A 12072-nucleotide genomic window follows, 5' to 3' on the forward strand; every position below is an offset into this window, starting at 1 on the left:
GAAGGCCTTGGCCTATTTTACAATTGTTAGATTAAAAATGCTGCTTAACTGCTACTATTAGAAGTAGCCTCTTTCTTCTTCTTTAGGTTCTCGAGGCCGGCTTCTTGTTTTTTCTTAACATTTGCCAATTTCACCTTCATATCTTTTGCAATCCCAATTACTCCTTCAGCTGTAGTTGCAGGATGAGTTTCGGCTGCTTTTGAGACCGTTCCGGTCATGTTTTGTATTCCAATTTCTTCTAGTGGCTTTGAGACTTCAATCATTAAATCATACATTGCTGAGAATGCACCACTACCGCCAGTCCCTTTAAGCTTGGTGGCTTCCTCTTCTATTGCTGTTACAAACTTTTCTGCTGCTTCAATAGCTCTCAGTTTCGCTTTTAATATGAATTCAGGTTTCCCTGATACCATACTGCCTGTTTTTGTATCTTTGAAGTTTTCAAATTTTACGCCGTTAGCAGCAGCCTCTTTTTTAATTTTATCTATTTCATCTGCAATGTCTTTTGCCGATGTTTCTAATCTAATTTTTGTTTCTCCTGTTAGGCCGCATGATATGAGCAGGTTAACAAGTATAGTTAGTTTAAGTAAATTTTTAAAAGTTGTTTTACTAGTTTTAGTATATTTCATAAAATTTATCCTTTTTTTTGAATTTTAATAAAAGCAATAAGCTAATATTAATATTATTAAATTGTAAATATTAGGACGAGCTAAAAATTTTACTTTTAGTTCATTCTAATGACAATATTTTTAATATTTATTTTCTTTTTTTGCTTTTGTTATTTTTTCCTCCCCACTATTTTCAATATTTTGTTTTACTTTAACTGCTTTTAGTTGATTTTCTATTTGGGCTTTAATTAACCACAAGCAATCTTTAATCTTTCGGCTGTGATATAGGATTACTTTTAGTTTTCCCTAAAATACGGGGTTTAGGCCAATTGTTCCAACGTTTTCTAGTAATTTTACAACTTCAAGCATAAGTAAAACATAGCCAAGAACTTACCACTGTTTCGAGTCTCTTTAAGGCCCAAGGCTTCTTCCTCTACTATCTTAAGGAACTTTTTCCTATTTTTTTACCAGCGGCTTGTACTTTTGCTTTTCTTAAGGCCATTTAGCCACCCATCACCTTAGAGCTGGTTTTATGGTCTTTAAAAGCTGCAAAAAGTACACCTTTCTTAGCGGCTTCTTTTTTAATTTCAATTTTGTTTTTAAATCCCTAAAGGATGATTTAAGAGCCACGTTTGTTTTTTTTTACGAATCCAATATTACATGCGACTAATAGATCAAAAAACAAGACCATAACTATTGAATTCAATTTTCCAATTTTCATTTGTTACCTCCTTTACCTTTATATTAGATTTATTTAAATCTAAATTTTAGCCCATTTTATTGAAAATAAAATAAATTAGCCAATAAGGGCGACATAAAAAGTTAATATAATTTTTAGATTTGTACTGAATTGCAAAGCTTTTATTGTAAACTCGCATTAGTTTGAATTTTATTTTTATTTTTATTGGGGGTATGAATTTGTTTTATGTAAATATAGCAGTAACATTGTTTGGAATTACAAGCTTGCTATGCAATCTGGCTTGTAATTTGAAGATTTATTTCCAGTTTGCCAAAATATTACAAATTGGTCAGTTTTAAATTAAATCAAAGATCTAAAAGAATTTAGGTCTTGAAAATAAAAGAGAAGTCATGCTCCCGCAATTTATTGGCTTCTCTTTCAAGTATTTTGACTATTTTGACATTGCTTTATTTTTTAATTAGGAGTATAAGCGGGATTGGCAGGCTTAAAAGGTATAACAATACCCTTTACGCCCTTAAAGAATTGTTCTTTTTTGTTTGCTTTAGGGCTATTTTATTTTTTACTTTTAATTATCATGCCCAGCAAACTTTCATTAGATGCATTGTTTCCAGTAGCTTATATTAAGCGCTTTGATTTTTCATTTTGTTTGTTAGCAACAATTTCTTTGATTTTTGTTTCTTGCTCCCGAGTAAATACCCCGCCATTCAGATTACACAACAATATTATTGCTGGCAACAGAATATATTTTATTTTAAATATTCCCTTCTCCTTTTACCATTTATTTATTTATTTTATTAATTTTATTTTATTCAAAATAATATATCTCTTTAATTAAATTATTCACAATAAAAAAACAATAATTTTTCTTGAGTTTTTAAAAGAACTTAATTAAAATAAAATAATGATATTTAAAAATAGAAAAGAAGAATATATTTTTTTATTTAAAAAAGGTTTAAAAGATTTAGATATCGCTCAAATTTTAGGTGTTAGCGAATCTTTTGTAGCAAAAGCCCGAAACAAATATTTTAAATCCGGTGATTCTGTTTGTAAAAAGAGCTCTTTTTCTAGCGACTTAGTAGGAGAAAGTATTGCCAAAGTGTCTTTTGATGAGGAAAATTTTAACAATTTAGTACTGCTTGCTACAAAAAAGGCCTGTGAGCTTGAAAATGCTAAAAACGAGGTCGAAAGGTTGTTTTACGAGATAGTTTGTTCTTTTATTGATTCCCATCACAGATATAAAAATCTCAGCTTAGAGTCAATAAAAAAGGAGGCATTAATCTTGGATTTAAAGATTAGCAAACTGCAAATCGAGATTAGTGCTGATAAAAAAAAAGGCCCCAAGAACCAAGAAAGCCTTGAGAGAAAGCTTGCTGATAGGATTAAAGAAAGAGAAGAGATTGAAAAAAAGCTTATTACTATTTGCCTGAGAGAGGATTTTGATGTTCTTGTTAAGCTTAAATCTGTTTTAAGTAGCAAGAATTTAAAATTGGAGTAAAATTTGAAATTTTTTAGATCTTTTAAGTTTCTCAATCTTCAGAAAAAGTTTAAAAATAAGTTTAATATTAACATTTTGGATTATATTAAGCCCAAACCAATCAGCATTTGTTTTAAAGATTTTGAAAACAAACATTTAACTACCAAGCAAAAGGAAGTTCTTTTTGACATAGAAAGTAACAATTATTCAAAAGTAATATTTAGCGGCGGGATTGCAAGTGGTAAGACGTTTTTAGCCTCATATTTGCTTGTTAAAAAGCTTATTGAAAACAAATCTTTTTATGAAAAAGATACCAATAATTTTATTATAGGCAATTCTATTGGCTTATTAATGACAAATACTATAAAGCAAATAGAGAAAATTTGCAGCTTGCTAGGAATTGATTACCAGAAAAAGAAAAGCGGGCAGTCTTTTTGTAAGATAGCAGGCCTTAAGCTTAATATTTACGGAGGCAAAAACAGAGATGCTTTTTCTAAGATTCGTGGGGGCAATAGTGCAATAATTTATGTAAATGAAGCAACAGTAATTCACAGAGAAACTTTGCTTGAAGTGGTAAAAAGGCTTAGAAAGGGTAAAGAAATTATTATTTTTGATACAAATCCGGAAAGCCCCGCACACTATTTTAAAACAGACTATATTGAAAATACAGATGTTTTTAAGACATATAATTTTACAACGTACGACAACCCTTTAAATTCAGCAGATTTTATTCAAACCCAGGAGAAACTTTACAAACGTTTTCCCGCCTATAAAGCTCGTGTGCTTTGCGGAGAGTGGATTTCAAATGAATCTACACTATTTAATGAGATGATTTTCAATCAAGATTATGAATTTAAAAGCCCAATAATGTACATTGATCCCGCATTCTCAGTAGGCGGAGACAATACAGCTATTTGTGTTTTAGAACGCACCTTTGAGAAGTTTTATGCATATATTTATCAAGATCAAAAACCAGTAAGCGACAGCTTAATGCTTGCTTCCATTCAAGTTTTAATAGAAAATTTTAATGTAAATACCGTTTACATTGAGGAGAGAGATAGCACCAAAGGGGATGGAATCTTAACCAAAACAATTCTTTTCTTGAGAAACAAAAGCACTCACTATTTTAAAGTTGCACCAATAAAACCTTTGAGCAATAAATTTAAAAGAATATGTGCGCTTATTCCTTTGTTTGAAAGCCGCAAAATAGAATTTTTAAAAATAGTAAGTAAAAATGTAGTATCTGATATTTACAGCTACAAGGGAGACGGAAAAACAAAAGATGATGCACTTGATTCTCTTGCAAATGCGTATCTTCTTTTAACGCTAAATTATAAAGAAAAATTATTTCATTTCGGCAGGTTTAAATATTTATAATTTGATCTAAATTTTAGTTATTGATTTAAGTTTTTTGTAATGAATAATGATTTAAAAAGTTTTTGTCTTTTATGCTGATTTTGCAAAAAATTTCTGTTTGCCTTAAATCTAGGCTAAAACAATATTAAATAAATTTTTAAAATAATTAAACCATTATATTAAAAAATACAATGTTTTGTAAAAAAAATAAACTAAATATTCAATCTTTTAAAAGTTTTGAAAAATTATTTTTAAAGTTTAATTTTTTTGTGAAATATTATTGATGTGATTTATAATTTAATTTTATTATTTTTTATTTTAAAGGAGTTACCACGAAAAGCAGATTTTTTTATTTTTGTTCTCAAACTTTAATTTTTTTAGTTTTAATGCTTTTTAAGCACAATGTTAATTTTTAAAAAAGCTAAGTTTGAAATATTTAAGCTATTTTTTTTCAAAAAGAGAGTTTATTTTGCATCAATTTTGATTAGATTTTATTGGATTAGCTAAAAAATAGCATTAGAAGAATTTGCGAGGTTTGCCAAATTTGCCTAGTGCAAACATTTTTAAGATTTATCTATTCAATCTATTCAAATATATTTCAAGGAGAGAGAAATATGAGAATTGCCGGTCTTCTTTTTTTTTTTAATACGTCTTTTGGGTTGTAGTTATTTTAAAAAGTTAAACAATAAAAATTTATTAGCCAAAAATAAGAAGAAAGCCTCAGATTATAACAGAGAGTATTATCAGAAAAACAGAGAAAAACTTAAATTAAGAGCCAGAGAGCGATATCGTAGAAACAAAAAAAATAAATAAAAACAAATAGAAATAATTAAGTTTATTAAACTTATTAAAAATTTTAAAGCACGTTTATTGTTAAATAATATATTTAGATTAAATGGCAGATTTATGTCAAAGATGCATGTTTTTTGGTTATTTGAATAATTTTGTGCTTTTGAAATAAATTAAATTTTAATTAGGAGAATATGTATGAAGAGATATATTTATGTATATATCATTTCAGTAGCGGTAATTTCTTGTTATTTTAATGATTTTTCTGGTATGAAAAAAAGCAACTTTAATAAATATGATTTAAATTTTTCTGAGCTTTCTTTACCCGAGAGAGAAAATGCTATTTTAAAAATTCAAAGAAAATTTGAAAGCATAACTAATAAAATAAGCTCTAGGATATCTAATTATAGTGAGATTAAAGTTAGCAATTTTTTTAGCGAATCTAGTGAAGAAAAGATTAATCTTTTAAGCAAAATATTAGAGATTTTAAAAGTACAGCACGGATTAATAGAAAAAAGTAGCAATAGCTTAAGCAAGATTAACATATTAAGCGGAAGCAATTACGATGTTCTTGATCCACAGCCAGAATTAAAACTTTTAAATCAAAAATATTCAGATATAGATGAAAAATTAAGAGAAATATGTAGTTACATTCTTAGCAACAGCATTGATTTTAATAAGGTTTTAAAGGATTTGATTTATTTAAAAGAGAGCGCCTTGACGCTAATAAAAAGGTAAGCTTTTGTAATAAGTTTTTTATAAATAGAGTCAAAAATTAATGACTCTATTTATAAAAAATCATTTATTCTTCTAAAGGTTTTATTTCTGATAGGGCAAATCTTTCTGAATTATTTGTATTCCACCCTAGCCATTTATCGTTTTTAAAAAGATAGTTTCCCGCAACACTGTATATTGGAATTATTGGATAATCATTTTCAATAATTATTTCTTCTATCTTTTTTAATGTTTCTAATCTTAGTTTTTCATCCTCTTCAAGATCAGATTTTATTATAAGCTCATCAAGTTCGGGATTTGAATATCCGTAAGATACAAAATGCGAGCTTTTAGTTTCAAATATATTAAAAAATGCCATGGGATCTAAATAATCTCCTTGCCAGGACCTTACTGAGATCTCATATTGACCCTTTAGAACGTTTGATATGTGGTTGGTCCATGTTTCAGGTGCAATTTCTACATTAATATTTAAAACTTTTTTCCACTGGCTTTGAATAAAATTGGCAACTTCTTTTTCAAGATCATCGTTATTGTATTTTATTGTAAGAGTTGGAAAATTTTTCCCATCCGGATATCCAGCTTCGGCTAAAAGTTTTTCTGCTTTTCGTGGGTTGTATGGCTTAAGCTTTTTACCGTAATTATAGTTGTTAATATTAGGACTTATTTTTCTTGTTGCTTTAAAGTTATTATCAAGCGCTCTGTAGACCAGAGTTTCTCTGTCAATCGCAAGAGCCAATGCTTCTCTTACTTTTACATTGTCAAGAGGTTTGCCATTTGTGTTTAATGACAAAAACCCAATTTGATTAATGTCAGCTGTATAAAAATCTTCTCTTAAGATAAGCTCATTAACAAGAGTTAAGGGTATGTTGTTAAAAATGGCATCTATTTCATTGTGCTCATACATGCTGTAAATTCTGCGGGTGTCGTTTATAGTAACAAATATAAGTTCATTAATAGCAACGTTTTTAGCATCATAAAATTTTTTATTCTTTTCAAGAGTTATTTCTTCGTTTAAAGCTCTTCTTTTTAGCTTAAAAGGACCGCTTGTAACCATGTTTTCTGGGTTTGTCCATTTATTTCCAAACTTTTTAACAACGTGAATGGGAATAGGTATAAATATTGGGTTTGTAAGCATGTCAAGAAAATATGTTGTTGGGCGAGAGAGAGTTATTTCTAAAGTTTGTCCATTGATTACCTTTATTCCAACCTCATCTGCATGTAATTTTGTTTTGTGAAATTCTTGTGCATTTTTTATCTTTGATGTTAATAGGCTAATATTTGGCACATCAAGATCATTTTCTAAGGCCATTATGTAGGAATCTCTAATGGTGTTTGCTGTTATTTTAACGCCGTCACTCCAATAAATGTCGTCTCTTAAATAGAATGTATAACAGGTGTTGTCATAGGAAATGTCCCAATTTTTTGCAAGTCCCGGCCTGTATCCACCTGTTTTAGGATCACCCCTTAAAAGCCCGACAAATAGTTCGTTTATAATTAAATTACCCAGCCTATCGCTGCAAAATTGTGGATCAAGCGATGTTGGTTCGTTTCCAATGCCAATGCCAAAGATAATGTCATCTTTTGGTTTAGACGTTGTGCACGAGATTACAACAGCAATGCTAAGTGTTAAAAGCAACTTTTTTTTGATTATCATTTTATTATTGCCTCCTTTGTTTTTGTAATAGTTAATAGCAAATTATATTGCAATATTTTTTTAAAAGATTTTGTTCTACTTCTAAGTGCTCACGGGGCTTATTGTTTTTGTTTAAAGAAAATTTAAAGCAAAAGACTAAAAAAGAAACAATGTGTAAACAATGTGTCTTTAAAACTACAAATAGGGCCTTGAGGCCCTATTTGTAGTTTTAAAGAAGTTTTCAATGAATTGTTGATTTATAACAATAGACAAGTATATATCTCTCTTTGTTTTTTTTCAAATAAAATTTGAACCTTTATTGTATGTTATGACTTTTGGTGAAATGAAAATTTAAGTTTTAATTTCTTTTTTATTTTTAAAGAATAAAATAAAATAAAGAAAATCGATTGATTTTTTGTATGCCTTGAGAATGTTAGAAAATGAACTATAATGGGGATTTATTTTTCCAGTGGAGGTTTATAATGCAGAAAATAAACGTGGTATTCATGCTACTACCAGCTTTGTTTTCTTGTAGACAAAATTTTGGTGATGTTAAGGCGCTCACAGAAATTGATTCTAGGAATAGCATTTTTCTTATTACTGACGATGTAGTAGTTAAAGATCAAATTCCTAAAGAGATTTCTTTAACTCCCGAAGAAGTTCAAAAGTTAGAGACTTTAAAAATCTTTTTAAAAGATGCAATAGCCATTAATGGCAGAGATGAAAAGCTAAAAGTTGAGTACGAGAAATCTTATAAAGAATTTTTTGATTGGCTTTCTAAGAATATTGAGAGACAAAAAGAGTTTGTAAGCTTTTTTGACAATATTTTTAGCATTTTATCTAAAGCAGTAGATTTAAGCAAAAAGCAAAGACCTGATCCGCAATCTTTAGGTTTAGACTTTAAGGATTATGTTTGTCATAAAATTAAAAACAGCACTGGTGGATATTTAAGCTTATTTTTCCAAAAGGTAGCTGATGCATTTGGCGGTGATGCTTACAAAAAAGAGAATGACGAGCACAGCGAAAAGCCCGTAAAATGCAATGAAGAGATTTTTAAAGTAATTAAAATGGCGTTTACCGAAAGCGAGAATAACAACGAATTGAAAAATTTGAAAAATTGTGAGAGCAATAGTGAGCGCATTTGAAATATGATTTTTATAAAGACAGGTTCTAGACTTAACTTGTCTTTATTTTTTAAAAAAGACCTTTAAGTATCTTTTTAAGGATATATCTTTATTAGGGTATGAGTGATAAAAGTAACGTAAATAGCGATTTTCGAGATTTTGAATTTAATAGTATTAATAATGTTAATAATATTGAATTTGCCAAAGAATTATCAAAACAGGTGATTAATTCTGCTTTAGAAGTAGAGACTAATTTAAATAAAATTTTAAATACAAAGAATTTACATGATGCTCATTTAAAGGTCCAAAAGTCAAAATCAAAACTTATTTCTGTGATCGATCTAGCCAAAAAGCTAAACAATCATCTACTTTTAGAATTTGATAAAATTTCTGATTTTGATATTCCCATAACATTTAGGATTGTTGACCAGATTTTAAAAGTATTTTATTGGACAATAGTCAATTTTGATTTTCACACAGTAAGTGAGATTGACTCAGTAGTGTTAAAAGAGATTGATTTTTTACATGAAGATGAAGAAGGAATAAAATCAGCCGAAGAAGAGATTAGTGGCATTGAAAATTTAAAGGCAAGAGAATTTCTCTGCGACCTACTATTGGTTATTAAATCTACATTTCAAGCAGACAAAGCTTTAATAAAAGCAATAAGAGCCTCTCTTTTAGCATCATCTTTTATTGCTCAACAGGGAATAGAAGGCAAAAAGATTTTATTTTCTTATGTTTAGATTAAGTTAATTGGGTTTTCTGTATTTTTCAATATTAAAAGGTAGAGAAATAGCTCTCTACCTTTTTAATATTTATTGGGATTGGATAAAGTATTAATTTAATTTTCTTTATAATATCATTTTACAATGTTTATTTTGTAACAATGCGAGCAAAAGTAAGTAGAATATTTTGTAAGCTTTACTTATATTCTTTAATTAATATTAGCATAAATACCTTAAAACATATTAATTTTTTTATAAAATTTTGAATCAATTTTAATATTGACATTTTATGTATCAATATTACTTAATAATTAATATTAAATAATACTTATTTGCATAAAAAACTGTTTTTGATATAATAATGTATATAATGATATTTAAAAAAATGATTAACGAATTTAAAATGGAAATAAAAAACAATAAATCCCAAATAAACCCTATTGATGTTTACAGATATTCAATTTTTTTTAGAAACTACATAGAAAGTACAGCAGAAGATGCGCTTAAGAATGGAATTAGTTTAAGCTTGCTTGAAACGTCTTGTTTAAAAGAAGGCAGTAAATCTCTTGTAAGCTTAAAGGTAGAGTTAAAAGAAGCTCTTCTTGAAGCAATGATAAGCTATAGATTTAATGGAGCAGGCTATATTTTAGTAAAACCCAAAAGTGAAGATGAAGATTTAAGCAAAAAGGTTAACAGCGAGTTACCAACAGGGTTTAAATATCTAGATTTTCAAAAAATTATTAACAAAAGAGATTCTAACTACATAGAGTACCTTTCAAATTCAAAAGACTCAGATGGTTTTGAGAAAGCAAGGGTTGTGAAAATAGATAAAAGCAGAGTAATAATTTATGAAAATTATGATTATGTTTTGGGCGTGCAAGAACCTGCTTACACGCAAAGTTTACTGCTTAACATTTGTCTTTTAGAACAAATTTATTTAGAAATAGAAAAAAGAATAAGAAATTATAATTTTTTGTTTTACAAAGACGAACATTTGGTAGAACTTGTTGAATCTTTAGAGATTGCAAAAGAAGAAATTAATGCCTTAGTAAACAGCAAAGGCAAAATATTTTCTACTTTTTTTAAAGCTCAAGAGCCAAACAAAAATTTTCAAGCATTAAGTAGCGTCTCTGACGAGCTTAGCCGAGAGCTTGGCAAGATTAAAAGCGCGCTAAACAATGATGGAATTTTTTATACAGCATCAGAGAATGCACGTCTAGAGGTAATAAAATATGATTTAGAATTTTTAAAAGACGCATTTGAACTTGTTAAAGCAAAAATTGGCGCTGATACTAAAGAGCCTTTAACCAGAAGTTTTAACGAACAAGTTAAAGGGCTTGGTAGCGGTGGCAAGGGAGACAAAAGCAATTATTATGATTATTTAAAAGGCGTTCAAGAATCTGTTGCCAATGCGTGCAATCTCAAGCTTAACAAATATTACAGATTAAATATGAAGTTTAATGAGCTTGAAGCTTTAAGCTATGAGCAAAGACTTCAAAAAGACAATTTGCTTCTTGATGTTTATTTTAAATATTTAGAGCTAATTAAAAATGAAAATCTAAGTGACAAGGCAAAAGAAAATCTAAAAGAACAATTAAGTTTGGTTATTTAAAAGGAGTAATTATGGAAAAAATGGCAACAAGTGCAGACAAAAACAGCCAAGAAGATTTAAAAGACACCAAAGCTAAAAACAATGAAGTTTTAAGCGACGCTTTGATTCGTGAGTTTTTGGAATATAAAAATCTCAAAAGTGAAAATGATAATTTAACTGGTAATTATTCTCACAATGACTTAAGAGAATCTGTTGAGATAAATAAACTTGCAAATGATAATTTAAGTTTTGAGTATAATACAGAAAATCTTTTAGCAAAAGGGTATTCTTTTAAAGAGGTTGTCAAAGGACAAGCCGAAGAGCTTATTAGAAAGTATGTAAAATCAGCGCAAATATTTGCTGTAGCTGGAACTTGCAACCTTGAAGAGATTGACCCGCGTTCCCGTGCAATACTAATAAGGCTTGCAAAGACCAATATTGATCAAAATAAGAATTCAGAAAATTCATACAAAGTGATTAATTTTCAAAGAATAAAAGTAGATCAAAAAAATAATTTAAGAGACAGTAATGCTTTTTTTGACACGTATCATGATTTAAGAAAAGCAATGCTTAATCAGTGGGAAGAGATCAAGAATGAATTTTATTGTAATAAAAAGGCATTGGCTTAAATTAGCTTAAATTTTTGTAATTTAAGCTTTTAATAAAAAATTTTAATGAAAAAATTAAATAAGAAATCAATTTAAAAAAGGAGATTATTAATGAGCGATTCAATTGATTTTCAAAAAGAGATAGAAAAACTAAAAGCATCAAAAGTAGAACTTGAGAGCCAGCTTGAAAGTTTAAAGAAAAATCAAGCTCAAAAAATTGTTTTAGATAAACTGCAAAGCGTTAATGCTAGCAGTTACCCGGTGTTTGAGAGCAGTAACAAATTTCAGGACTCAGGGCTTTATTTTGCTCAAAAAGGTGGTCTTAAAAGCTCTTCTGCTGATAAGTTTGAAAATTATCAAGCTTTAGACTTTTGCTACAAATGTGGGGTTAAGCTTATTGTTAATGGTTCAAGTTTACAAATAGCAAAAGGCGGTGGTAGCGACCTTTACGGGGTTTGTGTAGACTTTGACGATTTTTCAAGAACCGGTACGGTTGTTCCAATCACTTGTAGTTTTGAATGCGTTTTGATTACTAAAGACAAAACCATCAAAGCAGAAGACAAATTAATAATAAACAGCGAAGGGGTTTTAGAAAAATCTAGCAAGAATGCATCTGTTATTCACGCTTTAGCATTAGGACCAGCTGAAGAATTTAAAGACAGAAGAGATGTTTATGGAGTTAGAGTTCTTTTTTTAGTCAAGCAAATAAAAAATTCAATTTAAAATAGGAGA

At 28.8% G+C, this 12072-nt stretch carries 12 protein-coding genes; 8 read left to right on the plus strand and 4 right to left on the minus strand.

The annotated features are described in order from the left end of the window. Positions 1-44: 44 nt before the first annotated feature. The 3 genes from dbpA to QIA00_RS04575 all read right to left on the minus strand — a co-directional run bounded on the left by dbpA (position 45) and on the right by QIA00_RS04575 (position 1197). Positions 45-626 (minus strand): decorin-binding protein DbpA, encoded by a 582-nt coding sequence (gene dbpA / locus QIA00_RS04565; protein ID WP_316257739.1) that lies wholly within the window; start codon positions 624-626, stop codon positions 45-47. Positions 627-958: 332 nt separating this feature from the next. Continuing rightward, entirely contained in the window at positions 959-1027 is a 69-nt protein-coding gene (locus QIA00_RS04570) for a hypothetical protein (protein ID WP_301427687.1), read from the minus strand. A gap of 80 nt (positions 1028-1107) precedes the next feature. Further along, entirely contained in the window at positions 1108-1197 is a 90-nt protein-coding gene (locus tag QIA00_RS04575; RefSeq protein ID WP_316257796.1) for a DbpA/DbpB family decorin-binding adhesin, read from the minus strand. Between the two features lie 1009 nt (positions 1198-2206). On the opposite strand from QIA00_RS04575, the gene QIA00_RS04580 reads away from it, so the two are divergent. The 3 genes from QIA00_RS04580 to QIA00_RS04590 all read left to right on the plus strand — a co-directional run bounded on the left by QIA00_RS04580 (position 2207) and on the right by QIA00_RS04590 (position 5662). Beyond that, positions 2207-2800, plus strand: a complete 594-nt coding sequence (locus QIA00_RS04580; RefSeq protein ID WP_316257741.1) for a helix-turn-helix domain-containing protein — start codon at positions 2207-2209, stop codon at positions 2798-2800. A 3-nt stretch (positions 2801-2803) separates the two neighbouring features. Beyond that, on the plus strand, positions 2804-4156 hold the full coding sequence (locus QIA00_RS04585) for a PBSX family phage terminase large subunit (protein WP_316257742.1): 1353 nt from the start codon (positions 2804-2806) through the stop codon (positions 4154-4156). 966 nt (positions 4157-5122) lie between these two features. Beyond that, entirely contained in the window at positions 5123-5662 is a 540-nt protein-coding gene (locus QIA00_RS04590) for a hypothetical protein (protein ID WP_316257743.1), read from the plus strand. Between the two features lie 64 nt (positions 5663-5726). On the opposite strand, the gene QIA00_RS04595 is transcribed toward QIA00_RS04590, so the two are convergent. After that, the gene (locus QIA00_RS04595; protein WP_316257744.1) at positions 5727-7313 is read right to left on the minus strand and encodes a peptide ABC transporter substrate-binding protein; all 1587 of its coding nucleotides are present in this window, start codon (positions 7311-7313) and stop codon (positions 5727-5729) included. Between the two features lie 461 nt (positions 7314-7774). Here QIA00_RS04595 and QIA00_RS04600 point away from each other — a divergent pair, with 461 nt between their 5' ends. The 5 genes from QIA00_RS04600 to QIA00_RS04620 all read left to right on the plus strand — a co-directional run bounded on the left by QIA00_RS04600 (position 7775) and on the right by QIA00_RS04620 (position 12063). Beyond that, positions 7775-8437: a hypothetical protein gene (locus QIA00_RS04600; RefSeq protein ID WP_316257745.1), complete on the plus strand. Its 663-nt coding sequence runs from the start codon at positions 7775-7777 to the stop codon at positions 8435-8437. A 98-nt stretch (positions 8438-8535) separates the two neighbouring features. After that, complete coding sequence (locus tag QIA00_RS04605; protein ID WP_316257747.1) at positions 8536-9159, plus strand: hypothetical protein; 624 nt, start codon at positions 8536-8538, stop codon at positions 9157-9159. 352 nt (positions 9160-9511) lie between these two features. After that, the gene (locus QIA00_RS04610) at positions 9512-10753 is read left to right on the plus strand and encodes an anti-CBASS protein Acb1 family protein (protein ID WP_316257749.1); all 1242 of its coding nucleotides are present in this window, start codon (positions 9512-9514) and stop codon (positions 10751-10753) included. An 11-nt stretch (positions 10754-10764) separates the two neighbouring features. Then, positions 10765-11361, plus strand: a complete 597-nt coding sequence (locus QIA00_RS04615) for a DUF1357 family protein (protein WP_316257751.1) — start codon at positions 10765-10767, stop codon at positions 11359-11361. Between the two features lie 90 nt (positions 11362-11451). Beyond that, entirely contained in the window at positions 11452-12063 is a 612-nt protein-coding gene (locus QIA00_RS04620; protein ID WP_316257753.1) for a DUF228 domain-containing protein, read from the plus strand. Positions 12064-12072 lie beyond the last annotated feature (9 nt).

It is taken from the genome of Borreliella americana (genome assembly GCF_032595795.2).
GTDB classification, from domain to species: Bacteria; Spirochaetota; Spirochaetia; order Borreliales; family Borreliaceae; genus Borreliella; species Borreliella americana.

Coding starts and splice junctions, on each gene's coding strand:
- dbpA (WP_316257739.1), bottom strand. CDS start 626: ATGAAATATACTAAAACTAGTAAAACAACTTTTAAAAATTTACTTAAA.
- QIA00_RS04580 (WP_316257741.1), top strand. CDS start 2,207: ATGATATTTAAAAATAGAAAAGAAGAATATATTTTTTTATTTAAAAAA.
- QIA00_RS04590 (WP_316257743.1), top strand. CDS start 5,123: ATGAAGAGATATATTTATGTATATATCATTTCAGTAGCGGTAATTTCT.
- QIA00_RS04595 (WP_316257744.1), bottom strand. CDS start 7,313: ATGATAATCAAAAAAAAGTTGCTTTTAACACTTAGCATTGCTGTTGTA.
- QIA00_RS04600 (WP_316257745.1), top strand. CDS start 7,775: ATGCAGAAAATAAACGTGGTATTCATGCTACTACCAGCTTTGTTTTCT.
- QIA00_RS04605 (WP_316257747.1), top strand. CDS start 8,536: ATGAGTGATAAAAGTAACGTAAATAGCGATTTTCGAGATTTTGAATTT.
- QIA00_RS04610 (WP_316257749.1), top strand. CDS start 9,512: ATGATATTTAAAAAAATGATTAACGAATTTAAAATGGAAATAAAAAAC.
- QIA00_RS04615 (WP_316257751.1), top strand. CDS start 10,765: ATGGAAAAAATGGCAACAAGTGCAGACAAAAACAGCCAAGAAGATTTA.
- QIA00_RS04620 (WP_316257753.1), top strand. CDS start 11,452: ATGAGCGATTCAATTGATTTTCAAAAAGAGATAGAAAAACTAAAAGCA.